Genomic DNA, 17,696 nt, shown 5'->3' with positions numbered 1-17,696 from the left:
CGTTGGCATCAATTACTTTACACTTAAGCAAATATTCAAGGGGTGCTTTTTATTTCCCTTGTAATCATTGAACAGGTATTGCGTAGGAAAGTATGGAATAAGGCAAAACTATGGTAAATGCATTAAGGGTGATTCTTGCGAACTGATAACATTGATTTAGTTATTTTTGACTGTGATGGTGTACTTATAGATAGCGAAGTGCTGTCTATGCAGGCGTGGAAATCGGTTTTAGCGAATTATGATATTGCACTCACTAAGCAGTATTTTATCGAAAACTTTCTAGGCAAAAGCATGGAGCATGTAAGGAGCAAAATAGAAGAGGATTTTGCGCTTTCATTGACCCCTTCTCTGGAAAGTGAGTTTCATACACTGCTTTTTCACGCCTTTGAACGCCACCTAACTGCAACGTCAGGCATTATAGATGTTCTCTCTTCGTTGCGTGTCCCCTTTTGCGTGGCGACAAGCAGTTCACCAGAGAGAACCGAAAAAGCATTAAAAAGTACTGGCCTAATTACCTATTTTAACGACCGTATATTTACCCGCTCATTGGTAAGCAGAGGTAAACCAGCGCCAGACTTATTTCTTTATGCCGCCAATGCACTTAATTGCAGCCCACGCACCTGTTTAGTGATTGAAGACTCCGAGCCAGGCTTGGCGGGGGCAAAAGCCGCCGGAATGCGCTACCTTCACTACACAGGCGGTACTCATTTACGTAACCTAGTAGAACACAACGAGCACACCATTACTTCTTGGGACGGGTTTACAACACGGTTCCCTGACTTATTTAATACGAGAAAAAAACATGAGTAAGAAAGCACAAAACGAACTCAACAAACTGGATGAAGCGGCCAGAGCGGGATGGATGTATTATGTGGGCGGAAAAACACAGGACGAAATAGCGAAAACCCTTAAAACTTCCCGTCAAAGTGCACAAAGACTGGTCGCACTGTCTATGTCAGAAGGGCTGGTTAAAGTGCGCTTGGAACACCCTATTGCCAGATGCATGGAATTAGCGCAAGGGCTACGAGAAAAGTTTGGGCTGACATTTTGCGATATCGTGCCAAATGTAGATGACGACCCTAACTCTACACAGGGGCTGGGACAGGCCGGCGCGGCAGCTATAGAACGCGCACTTAAACACGACGCTCCGCAAACCATAGCATTTGGCACCGGAAGAGTGCTTCGTGCTTGTGCGGATGAGTTATCGTTATTGCACTGCCCGCAACATAAAATTGTTTCCCTCGTCGGTAATATAGCTGAAAATGGAGAAGCGACCCGTTACGACGTGGCGGTACATGTTGCTGACCGATTAAAAGCCCAGCACTACCCTATGCCAACACCGGTTATTGCTTCGAGCGAAGAGGAACGAGATGTATGGCATCAACAAAAGCATATATCTCGCATTCATTCGTTGGCCGAACAGGCTGATATCAGCTTTGTAGGCATAGGCAACCTAGGCAGCGTATCTCCGCTATATAAAGACGGATTCATTGACGACGACGAGTTAGGCATTCTAGCCGACTCAGGCGCTTGCGGCGAAATTATCAGCTGGGTGTTTAACGAAGAGGGCGCATTGATCAAGTGCGACATTAACCAACGGGTAACGAGCGTTAAACTTAAAGCCACCCCAGAGAAACCCGTTATTGGTATTGCTGCGGGAGACAACAAATTCAATGCCATTAGAGGTGCGCTTCGCTCTAAATTTTTAAACGGGTTAATCACTACAGAACGCACGGCGTCGGCATTACTTGATGCATAGCACGACTTTAAATTGAAACGACTTTTTCAAAATTAACAACGAAAGTCGCTGAGAAAAAGCAAAAAAACAGTGAAGCGCTGTTTTTTTGCGCCTTTTTTGCTGCTTTATTGATCAAGTCATTTCCCCTTCCGTCATCCCCTCTACCCCTTTAATACTAAAGGCTAACAGCAAATTCCACTCTACTTACATCTTTAGTATAAGGTATTGACTGATATACCTTGTTATTCGAATGAATGTTTTTTACTCAACCTGGTTGTTTTTTAATTAGTTCCAACAAGCAAAACTTTTAATCAAACAAACGAAGGAAATTTAACCATGTTGAAAATTGTTAAAACCTCTTTAGTCATAGCAGCGTCTACCTTAGCTTTCTCACATACAGCGCAAGCAAACGATGTAAACGAAGCGCTAGCCAACATTTGTACCATTGTGCAAGCAGACGACAAAGGTGAACTGCGCAAAAAAATGCGTCGTGTGCAATCTGACTTTAAGTTAAAACTTCGCGATTACTACTCTGGTGTTTCGTGTGGCGGACAAAGTCTTATTAGAACAGCTTTAAGCAACAATGCTGTTGAAGTAGGCACACTATTGGTGAAAAAAATGCCAAGTAAGGATTTGACCCAGCCAGAAGCCGACGGTAAGACTCTTCAGGCTTGGATTGCAGAACAAGGCTTACAGAGTTCTCCTATCTCTGCCGAACTGAACGATAGAATTTAAGCTATTCACATTACCATGTGAGCCCATTCAACATGGTTGCAGCAATAGCTGCATTCGAAGGCCCCACTGCTACGGGGCCTTTTTTATTGGGCTAATTCCGCTTCATCCCCCCGCCCAAACCCAAAGGTATACTTTGGTATACCCTGTTATTTTACAACATGTTTTTCAATTACTTAGTTTGAGGTTAAATACATCTCAACGAACAAACATAATCTTAAAAACAACAAACGAAGGAATTTAACCATGTTGAAAATCGTTAAAACTTCTCTAGTAATTGCAGCATCTACTTTAGCTTTTTCTAACGCAGCGCAAGCGAATGACATTAACGAAGCCCTTGCAAATATCTGTACTATTGTACAGGCAGATGACAAAGGCGAACTACGCAAAAAAATGCGTAGCGTACAGTCAGATTACAAGCTTAAGCTTCGCGATTACTACTCAGGTATTTCTTGTAACGGTCAAAGCCTTATCCGCACGGCCATTACTAACAACGCAGTGGACGTAGGCACACTACTTGTAAAGAAAATGCCAAGTAAAGACCTAGCGGCACCTGAAGCTGACGGCAAGACTCTTCAAGCTTGGATTGCAGAGCAAGGCCTTCAAAGCTCACCAATTTCAGCTGAGCTTAACGGCAGAATCTAATAAAACATTTAAGTCACACCATGTGATACACCAGTTCAACATGGTAGCGGCAGGATGCCGCACTGGAGGCCCCTTTTTGGGGCCTCACCCCTTTCTACTCCCTAAAAAGTCATTCTTTTTGCCTTTACCTATCCGGCCTTTTTAATACTACCTTTGTAAAGTTTCGGCGTACCAATGGGTATCGTGGCTGCTATTCACTGCTTGCTGAGTTTTTGTCAATGAGGTCATAGATACCTTTCTTATCTTCAAAAACAAAAAAACCGAGCTAAATAACGTATCCAAAAAACTTGGTTACCTATTTGCTCGGCTTGTCGTGCGCACTTTTACCTGCGCACGAGTTTTATTGCTCGTTTAACTACTATGGCATTACTCGATAGCAAACATGCTCTCTGGCATAGACATCAAGTTGTCAGCGCCTGATTGCATTGCAGAAACAAGAGAACGAGTACGTGTTAACAAGCGGTCAAAGTAGAAACCCGTCGTTAAGATCTTGCTCTGGTAAAACTCAGTTTCTGTACTACCGGCATCGAGTTGCTCTTGTGCCTTCACTGCCATTTTAAGCCAGAAGTAAGCCACGGTGACGTAACCCGAATACATCAGGTAGTCAACAGACGCCGCACCTATTTCATCTGGGTTTGACGCGGCGGCTTTACCAATATCCATAGTAATTTGCTGCCATTCGTCAAGGTGAGAACTCAGGGCATTAGTCCAGGCACTAAATTGGGCGTTGTCGCGAAGCGAGTTACAGTAGTCACGTACTTCTTGTACAAATACATTAAGCAACTCACCGTTAGAGCCCATTACTTTGCGGCCTAATAAGTCTACCGCTTGAATACCAGTAGTCCCTTCATACATGGTACAAATACGCGTATCACGCGCTAGCTGCTCCATGCCCCACTCTTTTATAAAGCCATGTCCACCGTAAACCTGCATGCCATAGCTGGTTGATTCTTGTGCCGTTTCGGTTAAAAACGCTTTTACAATAGGCGTTAAGAAAGCAAGTTTAGCTTCAGCTTCTTGTTTCTCGGCCGCATTATCACCGTAAAGGGTAACGTCAACCATTTGCATGCAATAAGCGGCAAGCGCACGATTTCCCTCAGCAAACGCCTTTTGCGTCAATAGCATACGGCGCACGTCAGGGTGCACGATAATCGGGTCGGCCGGACCATCTGGGTTTTTACGCCCGGTCATTGAGCGAAACTGAATGCGATCTTTCGCGTAGCGCAGCGCACCTTGGAATGACGCTTCCGATGCCGCAAGACCTTCTAGACCAGTACCAATACGTGCTGTATTCATAAAGGTAAACATGCAATTTAGGCCACGGTTTGGTGGGCCAATTAAGAAACCTTTTGCGCCGTCAAAGTTGATAACACACGTTGCGCTGGCCTTGATGCCCATTTTGTGTTCAATACTGCCACACGCAACTGCATTTCTATCTTGCTTTTCGCCTTCTTCAGATACATTGAATTTAGGCACCACAAATAGCGAGATACCTTTAGTGCCCTCTGGTGCGTCAGGCAAGCGAGCCAACACGATGTGTACGATATTTTCAGACATATCGTGTTCACCGGCAGAGATAAAAATCTTTGTGCCCGTTAAGCTATAGCTGCCGTCTTCCTGAGGCTCGGCGCGACATTTCAGCATGCCTAAGTCTGAGCCACAGTGCGCTTCGGTTAGACACATTGTGCCTGTCCACTCACCGCTTACCAGTTTTTCAAGAAACATTTTTTGCTGCAACTCAGTACCGTGGGCTTTTAATGTTTCCATACAGCCCTGACTAAGGCCTGGGTACATGGCCCACGAGTGGTTCGCGCCTGAGAACCATTCAGCAATGATAGAAGACAATGAATATGGTAGCGCTTGACCACCAAATTCTTCTGGGTGAGACATACTTGGCCAGCCACCCTCTACGTAGGTTTGATACGCTTCTTTAAAGCCTTTCGGCGTCGTTACTTCGCCATCAACCCACTTGCACCCTTCTTCATCGCCTGATGCGTTAATAGGTGCAAGCGTGTTTTCAGAGAACTTAGCAGCTTCTGCAAAAATTGCAGACACTAAGTCTTCAGACGCTTCTTCGAATCCCAGCTTCTGATAGTGATTTTGATAATTTAGTAGCTCATGTGTTACAAACATGGCGTCACGTTGTGGAGCTTTATAACCTTCCATACCCAATACCTATATAACTTCAAATAGACCAGCAGCGCCCATGCCGCCACCGATACACATGGTGCAAACTACATATTTCGCACCACGTCGTTTACCTTCGATGAGTGCGTGACCCACCATGCGAGCACCGCTCATGCCGTATGGGTGACCAATAGAAATGGCACCGCCGTTTACATTTAATAATTCGTCTGGAATACCTAACTTGTCGCGGCAGTAGAGTACCTGTACTGCAAATGCTTCGTTAAGTTCCCATAGACCGATATCGTCCATGGTTAATCCATGCTGCTTTAATAGCTTAGGAATGGCGAATACCGGGCCAATTCCCATTTCATCAGGTTCACAGCCTGCCACTGCAATACCGCGATAAATACCAAGTGGCTGAGCACTGCCTTTCGCTGCTGACTGCTCATCCATAATAACTGTTGCACTTGCGCCGTCTGAAAGCTGGCTCGCGTTGCCAGCTGTAATGCAGCCGCCTTCAATAACAGGGTTTAACGCTTTCAAACCTTCAAGAGTAGTTTCTGGGCGATTACCTTCATCTTTAGACAAGGTGACTTCGCGCTCAGAGGTTTCACCCGTTTCTTTATTGAACACCGCTTGAACTGCTGTAATAGGTACAATTTCGTCGTCAAACTTACCGGCCTCTTGCGCTGCTGCTGTGCGCATTTGACTTTGGTAGCCGTACTCATCTTGTACATCGCGGCTAATGTTATAACGCTTGCCTACCACTTCAGCGGTTTGAAGCATCGGCATGTAGATATCTTTGTGCTTAGCAACAAGTGCAGGGTCAACGGCACGGAACATATTCATGTTCTTGTTTTGTACCAGTGAAATAGAATCTAAACCACCGGCTACCATAATGTTGGTATCGCCAGTACGAATAGCATTTGCTGCTGTAGCGATGGCGTACATACCTGAACTACATTGACGGTCAAGGGTCATACCCGCAACCGTAACAGGAAGGCCGCCGGCAAGCCCGGCTAACCGGCCGATGTTCATACCACCGCTGCCTTGTGTGAGCGCTGCGCCCATGATGACGTCATCTACGCTAGCAGGGTCAATACCCGCACGAGATACCGCATTTTCAATGGCATGACCACCTAACGACGGCGCGGGTAAGTTGTTTAGTGCGCCTTTATAGGCACGGCCTATTGGTGTACGTGCTGTACTTACAATTACTGCATCACGCATATTACTGTTCCTTCGTATTGCGCAAAATTCAGCTCAACTCTGCTCGTAAAGCTAAATTTCACGTTTTCTTTAGTGTGCGTAACGTAAGCCGCTAACGGCTTACGCCTTACTCATTACTATTTTTTAAAAACTAGGCTTTTGCGTTATAGCTTCTAAAACTGCCGCCCTCTTGGGCCAGCTTTACCAATAAATCACTTGGCTCTAACCACATCTTTCCGTATTCGCCAAGCTGATCGCGATAAGTGGTTAGCTTATCTAAAATGGTCCCAAGCCCTACTTCATCGGCATATTGCATAGGGCCGCCGCGGTACACTGGGAAGCCATAGCCGTAAACATAAATCACATCAATATCGCTAGACTTTGCCGCAATACCTTCCTCTAAAATCGCCGCACCTTCATTGATCAGTGAATACATAACACGAACAAGAATTTCTTCATCGCAGATGTCAGAACGCTGTTGAACGCCTAGGCGTTCCGCTTCTTGCTTAGCAATTTCAAGTACTTCAGGGTCTGGGATAGGAACGCGACTCCCTGGCTCGTAGTTGTAAGCACCACGCCCGGTTTTTAGCCCGTTGCGCCCTTTCTCTACAAGGCGATCTGCAACCGCGCCGTAGGCGGGATCGTGGGAAATGTGTTCTTGGCGAGATTGACGCACATAGTAACCAATATCTAAGCCCGCCATGTCGCCCATCGTGAACGGCCCCATTGGCATGCCAAATTCTGTTAAAACGCGATCAACCTGTTCAGGCGTCGCTCCTTCAAGAAGCAATCGATTGGCTTCACGACCGTAAGGTTCAATCATACGATTCCCCACGAATCCAAAGCATACACCTACTAACACGGCTACTTTCCTAATGCGCTTAGCCATCTTCATGCAGGTTTTGATAACTTCGGCGGATGTCTTTTCTGCTTTAACCACTTCAAGCAGCTTCATAACATTGGCAGGCGAGAAGAAATGCAGGCCAATCACATCTTCTGGGCGTGACGTCGCGGTAGCAATTTCGTCTATGTCCAGTGTCGATGTATTCGAGGCCAAAATAGCGCCGGGCTTGCACACTTTATCAAGCGTTGAGAATACTGTTTTCTTTACTTCCATTTTCTCGAACACAGCTTCGATGACTAAGTCGACATCAGAGAGATCATCGTATGATGTGGTGCCAGATAGCAGCGCCATGCGACTTTCTACTTGTTCTTGAGTAAGCTTGCCTTTTTTCGCAGAGTTCTCGTAGTTCTTGCGAATGAGTGCAAGACCCTTTTCCAGCGCCTCTTCTTTAAGCTCAAGCATAGTTACGGGAATACCGGCATTAGCAAAGTTCATTGCAATTCCGCCCCCCATGGTACCTGCGCCTATAATTGCGACTTTTTCGATACTGCGCTCTGGCGTGTTCTTATCAAAATCACTCACATGACCTGCCGCTCGCTCTGCAAAGAAGAAGTGCTGCTGTGCTCTGGCTTGTGGCGTGTTCATACATTCCATGAACAACTTGCCTTCGTTTTTAAGGCCATCGTCAAACGCTAACGTATACGCGCCGCGCACTGCCTCAATACACTTAAGGGGAGCGAAAAAGCCACGGGTCGCTTTTTTCGTTTGCGCTGTTACCGCATCAAACACGCCTTTAGTTTCATCTGTCATCGTAAGCGAAATGTCGCAAGTACGTTTGATGGCTTTATCTGGCGTAAGGCCCTGCAGATACGCTTTGGTATCTTCAAGCAAATGCTCTGGTTTATCGGAAATTTTGTCAAAAACACCTGGTAACTTCACTACTGATGTAGGTTTGCCCGTTACAATCATTTCAAGGGAAGTTTGAACATCGGCTAAACGCGGAAGGCGCTGCGTACCGCCAGCCCCAGGCAAAATTCCAAGATTAACTTCTGGAAGGCCGACTTTGTTGCCCGCAAAAGTAATGCGGTGGTGACACGCTAACGCTACTTCTAACCCGCCGCCAAAGGCTGGCCCGGGAAGTACGGCAACCACGGGTTTTGTCGCGTTTTCTATCTTGTCTAAAACTTCAGGCAACATGGGCGACAAATCGCCACCGGAAAACTCACTGATGTCTGCACCACCAGAAAAAATGGGTAGTGAAGAAGTAACAACGATTGCTTTCACGCTTGCATCGTTAAGCGCGCTTTCTATACCTTCAATTAAGCCAATTCTTATTGCGCGTGATAGCGCATTTACCGGTGCGCTTTGCATTGTAAGGGTGGCAACACCCTGCTGCACTGCGTATTCGACAGCTTTATTTTCCATCTCAGTCATAACCATGTCCTGTTTATCACGTTAACCGGATGTTATTGCAGTGTTGCCAATCATCCAAGTTTATTGGTGTTATAGACATTCATCATAATATTTAATAACACGCCCCAACCCGTTAGCGGGTTCATTTTTGTGTTTAGCGCTAGCTACGACTCGCTTAAGGATTAATTGACAGCTTGAAGAAGGAGTGTTTTTGTTAAACACGCAGTACAGGTTATTACATTTTATTTACATAAGGATGGTGAACGATGCAAGTCCTCAAAACACCGGAAAGTGCTTTTGATAAAATACCCGACTTTCCTTACGTGCCTCGGTATGTCGCAGTTACCGATACGATAAGCAGTGAAATTACGATGGCGTACTATCAGTGTGGCCCGGCTGACGGCCATACCATTCTATTAATGCACGGCGAACCCACATGGGCCTATTTGTACAGAAAGATGATGCCTATATTAGCAAAGGCGGGGTTTAACGTAGTGGTTCCCGATTTAATAGGCTTTGGCCGTTCTGATAAGCCAATGCGCAAAGAGGACTATACCTACGCAAGGCACGTTATCTGGCTTAAAGAATGGTTTACTCAGGTTGTTAAAGGACCGACTACATTGTTTTGCCAAGATTGGGGTGGGCTTTTGGGGTTACGACTTGTCGCAGATATGCCGGAGCGCTTTACTGGTGTAATGGTATCTAATACAGGGTTACCTACTGGAGATCATCCGGCAAGCGACGCGTTTATAAAATGGCGCCGTTTTTCTCAAGATACACCGGTTTTTCCCACTTCGGCCATTATCCAAAACGCTACGGTATCGGATTTACACCATACTACCCTAGCCGCCTATGATGCGCCCTTTCCAGACGAAAGTTACAAAGCAGGTGCGCGCATGTTCCCTTTATTAGTGCCCACAAGTCCGGATAATCCAGAGGCACAGGCCAACAGGCTGGCGTGGGAAAAACTGAAACAGTTTAACAAACCTTTTATTACTGCGTATGGCGACAGCGATCCAATAACCAAAGGCGGCGAAAAGATATTCCAGAAACTAGTCCAAGGCTGCGATGGCATGGCGCACACCACGGTTAAAAACGGCGGACACTTCATTCAAGAAGACCAGGGTGAAAAGTTAGCCGAATTACTTATACGGTTTATTCAACAAACACATCAGTCAACAAATTAATAGGAGTTTACCATGGATGCACTACTCGACTTTACGGGGCAAGTAGTACTAATCACCGGCGCAGGCAGTGGCTTTGGCCGCTTGCTATCGTTAGGTCTTGCTAACCGGGGCGCGAAACTGGTTCTTTCTGATATCAATGAAACAGCCCTTGAAGAAATTCAGCGCGATGTAAGTACATTAACCGATGTTGCAGTGCTAGCTGGTAACATCGCGAGCGAATCACTCAATAAAGAGCTCGTTAACAAGGCGATGGAGACATTCGGCCGATTAGACATTGCAGTCAACAATGCGGGTATTGCTCATCAGCCCGCTCCTGTTCACCAGATGACAGAAGAAATCATAGACGCTCAGTTTGCCGTAAATGTAAAAGGTGTTATGTTCGGCATGAAATATCAGATTCCCGTCATGCTAGCGCAAAAACAAGGACACATATTAAATGTAAGTTCTCTTGCCGGTTTGGGCGGCGCGCCTAAAGGCGGCGCTTACGCGGCGGCGAAGCATGCGGTTTCAGGTATTACCCGAACTGCTGCCGTTGAATATGGGCGTAAAAATGTAAGGGTTAACGCAATTTGCCCGTTCTACAGCCCTACCAATATACTCAATGTGGACGGCTATAACACGCCTGAAGCCCGCGAACAGCTGGGTATGGGTAGCCCAATGAAGCGTTTAGGCGAGCCTCAAGAAATCGTCAATACCATGATGCTCATGCTGTCACCTGGCAACAGTTACATGAATGGACAAACCATCGCCGTAGATGGCGGTGTTACGGCGTGGTGATAAAAACGTTGCCCATAAGCTTAGCAATAAGTATGGAAACCAATACCTTGGTATAACCCGTAACCTTTAGATTTCTCTCTACTTTAGTTGTAATAAAGGTGAACAAACAAAACCGATTAAAGAGGCGAGTGCAACCGCCTCTGCAATCGACCCGTCACTGCAAAAGAGAAAAGTGTGATGATAAAGCCAAGTAAAAACATTTTCTTATCGCTCGCGCTAAGCCTATTCGCCATTGTTTTTACTCCTGCTCTGGCTCAAGAAGCACCACTTTCGTTAACCAGTGTAAAAGAAATAGCCTCTAACCCAAGCAATAAGAAACAGCGCCTCAATAAATCGCTGGCACTTAACGCTGTTAAACGCACTACCTCCTTAGTTCCTCAACGCAAAAAGCCATCGAACGGCTTGTTTCTCATTCATAGCGTACTCCCTAACAGCCGTACCAGCGCTGAATAATTACCATTTAACAGTCTTAAAGCTAGCGTAAAAGACGGACGAAACGGTAACGAATGATAAAGGCGCTTAAATACCTGATAGTGGTAATGTTGCGTTAGCGCTTAATAAACTGAAAACTCAAAGGATAAACCCAAAGTTCCCCTTTGTTTGCTTTTACCGCTGCTACAATGGCAAAGATAACGTTCAGCAAGCCAAGTGCGATAAACCCAAGTGCCCCGATGATAATGAAGGTGAGAATAAAGCAAATTACTGAGTAAACGAGTAAGCTCAGTAGCCAATTAGCGGTCACTCTGCCATGCTGGTTAATATCTTCGTTTTGATCTTTATGTGCAATCCAAAGCACTATCGGTAAAATAATACCAAGACTGGGAATAACAAAGCTCGATAACTGAGAAACGTGGATCAGTGTGCAATAACTGCGGGCATTTAGCCCCCAATAAAGTGGCGCTTCCGTTGACATAAATTTCCTTATAATTGAATAAATGTGTTGTGTTAAATTTGTTTTACAAAATCTACGCAGCGTTACACAATGCTAGCGCATGTCTATGTGAACGTCGATTCACTTTAAGAACAAAATAATTAAAGGACAAAGTATGCTCAATCATAAACGTACTCTGATAGCAGCACTGGTAAGCCTATCGCTTATAGGATGTGGCGAAAGTACTACGCAGACAGAAACCCAAGCGGCACTGACCGCAAAAGACGCAAAACAGTTCCTCCAGCAAGCACAAGATGATATTGCGAAGATGCAGGTACCCGCTGCGCACGCAGAATGGAGCTATGCGACCAATATCAATTTCGATACCGCTGCGGTAAGCGCCTACTTTAATGAAGTGCTATCAACAAAAGTAGCAAAGTTAGCCAAAGAAGCGGCCAAATTTAATGATGTAGATGTGGACAGTGATACCCGCAGACAACTCGATTTATTAAAAAATGGCTTAACCATGCCACCACCTGCAGATGCAGCTAAAGCTGAGCGCTTAGCCAAGATTGGCTCAGACCTAAGTGCCATGTACGGCTCGGGTGAGTATTGTAGCGAAGATGGGACGTGCAAAAGCTTAGTAGAAATGAGCAGTGAAATGGCCACCCTTCGTGACGCCGATAAATTATTAGAATATTGGGCAGGCTGGCGCGAAATATCTAAACCAATGGCACCGCTTTACGCAGAACAAGTGGAGCTGGCAAATGAAGGCGCGGCAGAGCTGGGTTTTGAAAATGTGAGTGCACTGTGGCGCGGCAAATATGATATGCCTGCTGATGAGTTTCCCAAAGAGCTAGACCGCTTGTGGACGCAAGTAGAACCTTTTTATGAATCACTTCATTGTCATGTACGCGCAAAGCTTGGTGAACATTACGGTGAAAATGTAGTACCTCAAGACAAACCCATTCCGGCCCACCTTTTAGGCAATATGTGGGCACAGTCGTGGGGTAACATTTACGATATCGTAAAACCTCAACAAGAAATGCAGGTACCAGATGTAACCGCTGCGTTGGCTGAACAAGGCTATGACGAAATCGCTATGGTTAAACAGGCTGAATCATTTTTCTCATCCCTAGGCTTTGAGGAACTGCCAGATACGTTCTGGGAACGCTCTATGTTTCAAAAACCAGAAGGCCGTGACGTACAATGCCATGCTTCTGCGTGGGATTTAGATGACAAAGACGACCTTCGCATAAAAATGTGTATTCAAAAGACAGGCGAAGAGTTCAACGTTATTCACCATGAATTAGGTCACAACTATTATCAGCGCGCCTATAAAGATCAGCCACTGCTCTATCGCGGTTCAGCTAACGACGGTTTCCATGAAGCGATTGGCGACACTATCGCACTATCGATTACGCCTAAATACCTTAAACAAATTGATTTGATTGATGAAATCCCAGATGCGTCGAATGATATCGGCATGTTGATGCAGGTAGCGCTTGATAAGATCGCGTTTATTCCTTTTGGTTTAATGGTTGACCAATGGCGTTGGAAGGTGATGTCGGGGGAAGTAACACCTGACCAATACAATGACCTGTGGTGGGAGCTTCGAGAGAAGTATCAAGGTGTGATGGCACCTGTCGAGCGAAGTGCAAATGCCTTTGACCCAGGTGCAAAGTATCATGTACCAGCAAATGTACCCTACACGCGCTATTTCCTAGCGCACATCCTTCAATTCCAGTTCCACAAAGCCTTGTGTGATATAGCTGGTGATGAAGGCCCGCTAAATCGCTGCTCTATTTACGGCAGTAAAGAAGCCGGTAAGGCGCTAAACGAGATGCTGGAAATGGGCATGAGTCAACCGTGGCAGAACGCGTTAGAGACACTAACGGGCTCGCCGCAAATGGATGCTAGCACCATTGCTGATTACTTCGCGCCGCTCAAAACGTGGTTAGATAAGCAAAATGCGACACGCCAGTGCGGTTGGTAGTCACTACGCTCTATAGGCAAAATTTAAAGCGTACTGAGTAAATAAATATGCCCCGAATGTTCGGGGCTTTTTTATACAATTTAAACTTTAGTCCCATTGAAAGTTTCGGGCATTCGGGTAACGTTGCGCTATGAACTTTATTTAACAATTAGCGTTATTATGCGTGGTCATCTGACGTACCTCTTCCTCTTATTTAGCTTCCTTACCAACTATACTTTTCACGCACGAGCGCAGTTTGCCCCACCCGTCTTTCGTAGCTTTGACATGGAAAGCGGTATCAGTCACGTGACCGTTTCCGACATAGCAGAAGATAAGTATGGCTTTCTATGGCTTGCCTCTCAATCAGGTATCGACAAGTTTGATGGCTATACGTTTAGAAACTTCGGAATGTGGGGAGAAGACAAGTCGAAGGGTCTTCAAACACTTACCGCACTACAAATTGAAGCTAGTTTAGACGGCCAACACATGTGGGTGGGTACATTTAGCGGGCTTAGTCGTTTAAATGTCGACACCGAGCGGTTTGAACACTACACCTTACCCACTGCTTCCCCATTCAATAAACAGGTCATTAATCGAATTAAAACGACGCACGATGGGAAGCTCTGGATAGTCTCTGAACGCAATCTATACGCGTATCACGAAGAGACAAACAGTATAGAGCTTATAAGCTATCTACCCGATACAACCAGCACGCTAACTGATGTTGAACTGATTGGAAACACGCTTTACGTGACCTCAACCTCTGGCCTGTATAAACTCGATTTAATTAAGCAAACGTTGGAGTTGGTGGCGTTTGAAGGCGTTAACTTTACCCGCCTAGTAGCGGCGCAGCGCTCGCGGTTTTGGCTTGGTACGGCAACACACGGCATCTGCCTGTTTGATCCAAACGCTAAATCAGAGCCGATTACAAGACTGTGTACGTCTGAAGTTCATGGTTTATCTGACAATTACGTCTCTGATATTTTACTTCGCCGCAATGGTGACCTATGGGTAACGACTGAGCGAGGGATAAACATACTGACGGCGCACAGTCCGTACACTGTATTGCGGTTTCCAATTAGTAAAAAAGATTCGGCGAATGAGCGGTTTTCAAGCCTCTATCAAACGCAATCAGGCCTTGTTGTTGTGGGGACTAAAGACAACGGTTTCGCGATAAGCAATCCCGAGCTAAGCAACTTTTACTCAAGCGAGGTCGGCGATGGCCGAATTGTCGGTTCAATGGCTCACTATAAAGACAATAAAGTATGGCTTACCAACGAAAAAGGGCTATGGCTTTATGATGCTGTCGATAAAACGCACCAAGGCCCTTTTACATCTAGCGGCGCACAAGTTAGCGATGACAAAGCCAACGATAAGCTAACGAGCCTTGTTTACGACAAAAAGACTGAAACGTTATGGGTGTCTATGCGTAGCGGCCTAGCGAAATTCAATAATGAAACTAATCAATTGGATATCGTGGCTTTGCAAGGAAAGTCTGGCTACAGCATAAATATTGATGCAGACGGTGATATCTGGTTTGGCGGCTATAGCGACGGCGTATTTGTTTACCGCCCTTCGGAGAGGCGAGTAATTAAGCAATGGCCCTTATCACTTACCACCCGTATTCTGTTCGAAAACGAAGAAAGTGCGTGGCTGAGTACAGTATCGGGTTTGTATGTCGCTAACAAATTAACCGGCGAACTTATTAACGTTAGCCAATACACAGACAAAATCACTGACAGAACAGTCGTCACTTGGATATCTCGCTCAAAACGCGGGGGTTACTGGGTCGGCACCCAAGCGGCTGGGCTTTATTTTATAACCAAAGATGGAGACGATCTGTCGTCACTCAAAGTAACACAGATTAAGCCCGAAAGCAGACTTAGCAATATCTCAATCGGCGCTATTGTGGAAGATAACGAGTATGGTCTATGGATTTCTACAATTGAAGGAATTACTTACCTCGCCCCTGACCTTTCCTCACTGAGTTATTACGGTGCAGAGCACGGTGCGATATCCACTGGCTACTATATAGGCTCAGTCGCTTCTACCGATAACAATACTATTCTTTTTGGCGGTTCAGAAGGTGTCACGCAGTTTACCCCATCACAAGTCACTAACTTAAAGTGGACACCGGGCGTTCACCTTACTAACGTTAAAGTAGTTAGTCGAAATAATAGCAATAGCACTACAGCAGAAAGACGTCTGAATTTAGGTGGAAAAATCGCACTTAACGATAATAATATTGCACTTTCTATCGAGTTTGCAGCAACAGACTTCATGAACGCCAACGAACTTCGCTATGCTTATAAGCTCGTTGATTTTGAGAGTAGCTGGCGTATTACTGACGCCAAAACAAGAGTGGCAACTTACACGAACTTAAACCCAGGACACTACCGCTTCACCGTAAAAGCCATCAATAAAGAAAACGAATGGAGCAGTGACGAGGCTCAACTTGAAGTAATCATCATTCCCCCATGGTGGGATAAACCTATTTGGCGCGTGGTAATCGTACTTATTATACTTCTCCTCATTACCTCAATCGTTTGGTTTAGAATCGCGTCGCTAAAAAAACGTTCTGCAGAACTGGCGTTGAAGGTAGAAGAAAAAACAAAAGATCTAGAGGAAGTCGTAGAAAAGCTAACACGCTTATCTACACAGGACTCATTGACTGGATTGAAAAACCGTCGGTATTTTACGCAAAGAGCAAAAGCTGAATGGCAAGAATTCCAGCGCCACGGACACACTTTCTCGCTGCTTCTTTTAGATATTGATTATTTCAAGCGCATAAATGACGAGTACGGCCACCAAACTGGTGACTCGGTGCTTGTCAAAATAGCTAAAATCTTGCAAAGCAGCCTTCGTGAAAGCGATGTTATCGCTCGCTGGGGTGGCGAAGAATTCCTTATTCTACTTCCCTCTTTAAAAGAGCAAGAAGCCTATTGGGTTGCCGAGAAATTACGCAAGGCGGTGGCTAGTCTAGTTATTGACTCTCCTCCTTATCAACTTAATGTAACCATTACCTGCGGCGTCGCTGACATTAAAAATTACGATAGCATTGAAGCTTGTATTCATGCAGTTGATAAAAAACTGTATAAGGGCAAAGAAGCCGGTAGAAATGCAGTCGTTAGATAGTAGCGAATTCATCCTTCTAACAACCTACTTATTGTAATCTAAAACTGGCGCTCGTTTTAAGAACGAGCAAGTGCTTTAACACCTGATGTAATGTCGACAACCTCGTTATCATGTTATTTGTCGCACACATTGATCGCTTTTTACTTTACCTTTCTAACAAACATGAACTCAGTTTTTATTCACGATATGCATGTTGCATTGCAAGGAGGTTTATATCATGGCGAATGTGTTAGTTATTGGCGCATCGGGACAAATTGGTAAACAGGCAACGGTTAAACTTTTAGATGCGGGCCACAAAGTGTTAGCACCGGTAAGAAGCCCTGAAAAATTATCTGACATTCAAAACGATGATTTAACCGTGGTAGAGCAAAACTTAGAAGAAGATTTTTCTGCACATTTTGAAGGTATTGATATTGCCGTGTTTACGGCGGGGTCAGGCGGTAATACCGGGGCAGATAAAACACTGATGATTGACTTATGGGCCGCGCGCAATGCCGTTAACTACGCCAAAGCTGCGGGCACGTCAAAATTTGTAATGGTGAGTTCAATTGGAGCCGGCGACCCCGACGCAGTATCTTCAGAAATTAAGCCTTACTTAGTCGCCAAGCATATGGCTGACGAGCACCTAATTAACAGCGGATTACATCACATTATTTTGCGCCCTGGAACGCTTTTGAACGAACCGGGTTCTCACTTGGTCCGCACTGATATGCCAAACAACAAAGATGACGCCGTCATTCCACGAGAAGACGTAGCAACCGCTATTGTTGAAAGTATTAGCCGAAAAGGTGAGGACAACGTAATTACATACCTATTTAAAGGTGATACGCCAATTTCTCAGGTCTTCTAAGGGTAAGCGTATACACTCCTTAGTTATAGACCCCTTAGGTAGAGATGCTTGAATTAAAACAACTTAGGTTTAGTTACCTCGGGAAGAGAGCCCTTAGATAGAGATAGTTAAAAAGCCCTTTTGCTTAGTGTTTCGCATGCAACAGGGCTTTTTATTTGTGGTTAATAATGGGGGTTAGAAAACCACGCCCGTT

At 45.3% G+C, this 17,696-nt stretch carries 14 protein-coding genes; 10 read left to right on the top strand and 4 right to left on the bottom strand.

Translation table 11 applies throughout. From position 1 onward, the window contains the following. Positions 1–135: 135 nt before the first annotated feature. From MADE_RS08610 to MADE_RS08595, 4 genes are all read left to right on the top strand, one after another. Complete coding sequence (locus tag MADE_RS08610; protein ID WP_023559651.1) at positions 136–810, top strand: HAD family hydrolase; 675 nt, start codon at positions 136–138, stop codon at positions 808–810. Further along, positions 803–1,759, top strand: a complete 957-nt coding sequence (locus MADE_RS08605; protein ID WP_023559650.1) for a sugar-binding transcriptional regulator — start codon at positions 803–805, stop codon at positions 1,757–1,759. The genes MADE_RS08610 and MADE_RS08605 overlap by 8 nt, the downstream gene beginning before the upstream one ends. Before the next feature lie 315 nt (positions 1,760–2,074). After that, positions 2,075–2,473, top strand: a complete 399-nt coding sequence (locus MADE_RS08600; protein ID WP_015067039.1) for a DUF3718 domain-containing protein — start codon at positions 2,075–2,077, stop codon at positions 2,471–2,473. A gap of 243 nt (positions 2,474–2,716) precedes the next feature. Continuing rightward, positions 2,717–3,115, top strand: a complete 399-nt coding sequence (locus MADE_RS08595; protein ID WP_015067038.1) for a DUF3718 domain-containing protein — start codon at positions 2,717–2,719, stop codon at positions 3,113–3,115. A gap of 366 nt (positions 3,116–3,481) precedes the next feature. Here the strand turns inward: MADE_RS08595 and MADE_RS08590 are convergent, their stop codons facing one another. The 3 genes from MADE_RS08590 to MADE_RS08580 all read right to left on the bottom strand — a co-directional run bounded on the left by MADE_RS08590 (position 3,482) and on the right by MADE_RS08580 (position 8,729). After that, on the bottom strand, positions 3,482–5,281 hold the full coding sequence (locus MADE_RS08590; RefSeq protein WP_020745823.1) for an acyl-CoA dehydrogenase C-terminal domain-containing protein: 1,800 nt from the start codon (positions 5,279–5,281) through the stop codon (positions 3,482–3,484). Between the two features lie 9 nt (positions 5,282–5,290). Next, the gene (locus tag MADE_RS08585; protein ID WP_012518227.1) at positions 5,291–6,472 is read right to left on the bottom strand and encodes an acetyl-CoA C-acyltransferase; all 1,182 of its coding nucleotides are present in this window, start codon (positions 6,470–6,472) and stop codon (positions 5,291–5,293) included. A gap of 130 nt (positions 6,473–6,602) precedes the next feature. Continuing rightward, positions 6,603–8,729 (bottom strand): 3-hydroxyacyl-CoA dehydrogenase NAD-binding domain-containing protein, encoded by a 2,127-nt coding sequence (locus MADE_RS08580; RefSeq protein ID WP_020743438.1) that lies wholly within the window; start codon positions 8,727–8,729, stop codon positions 6,603–6,605. Positions 8,730–8,974: 245 nt separating this feature from the next. Here MADE_RS08580 and MADE_RS08575 point away from each other — a divergent pair, with 245 nt between their 5' ends. From MADE_RS08575 to MADE_RS08565, 3 genes are all read left to right on the top strand, one after another. After that, positions 8,975–9,895, top strand: coding sequence for a haloalkane dehalogenase (locus MADE_RS08575; protein ID WP_020743437.1), 921 nt, complete (start codon positions 8,975–8,977; stop codon positions 9,893–9,895). Positions 9,896–9,907: 12 nt separating this feature from the next. After that, positions 9,908–10,672 (top strand): SDR family NAD(P)-dependent oxidoreductase, encoded by a 765-nt coding sequence (locus tag MADE_RS08570; protein ID WP_012518224.1) that lies wholly within the window; start codon positions 9,908–9,910, stop codon positions 10,670–10,672. Between the two features lie 177 nt (positions 10,673–10,849). Next, complete coding sequence (locus tag MADE_RS08565; protein WP_020743436.1) at positions 10,850–11,125, top strand: hypothetical protein; 276 nt, start codon at positions 10,850–10,852, stop codon at positions 11,123–11,125. 94 nt (positions 11,126–11,219) lie between these two features. Here the strand turns inward: MADE_RS08565 and MADE_RS08560 are convergent, their stop codons facing one another. Next, positions 11,220–11,585 carry a DUF4870 domain-containing protein gene (locus tag MADE_RS08560; protein WP_023559648.1) on the bottom strand — a complete coding sequence of 122 codons (366 nt, stop codon included), beginning with the start codon at positions 11,583–11,585 and terminating at the stop codon, positions 11,220–11,222. Positions 11,586–11,718: 133 nt separating this feature from the next. Here MADE_RS08560 and MADE_RS08555 point away from each other — a divergent pair, with 133 nt between their 5' ends. The 3 genes from MADE_RS08555 (at position 11,719) to MADE_RS08545 (ending at position 17,503) form a co-directional block, all read left to right on the top strand. Beyond that, positions 11,719–13,539, top strand: a complete 1,821-nt coding sequence (locus MADE_RS08555) for a M2 family metallopeptidase (protein WP_020743435.1) — start codon at positions 11,719–11,721, stop codon at positions 13,537–13,539. Between the two features lie 264 nt (positions 13,540–13,803). Continuing rightward, a complete protein-coding gene (locus MADE_RS08550; RefSeq protein ID WP_232363112.1) occupies positions 13,804–16,653 on the top strand; it encodes a ligand-binding sensor domain-containing diguanylate cyclase in 2,850 nt (949 codons plus the stop codon). A 217-nt stretch (positions 16,654–16,870) separates the two neighbouring features. After that, positions 16,871–17,503 (top strand): SDR family oxidoreductase, encoded by a 633-nt coding sequence (locus MADE_RS08545; protein ID WP_023559646.1) that lies wholly within the window; start codon positions 16,871–16,873, stop codon positions 17,501–17,503. The last annotated feature ends 193 nt before the right edge of the window (positions 17,504–17,696 follow it).

Source organism: Alteromonas mediterranea DE, assembly GCF_000020585.3.
Taxonomy (GTDB): domain Bacteria; phylum Pseudomonadota; class Gammaproteobacteria; order Enterobacterales; family Alteromonadaceae; genus Alteromonas; species Alteromonas mediterranea.
This window is presented reverse-complemented; position numbering and strand designations above follow the sequence as displayed.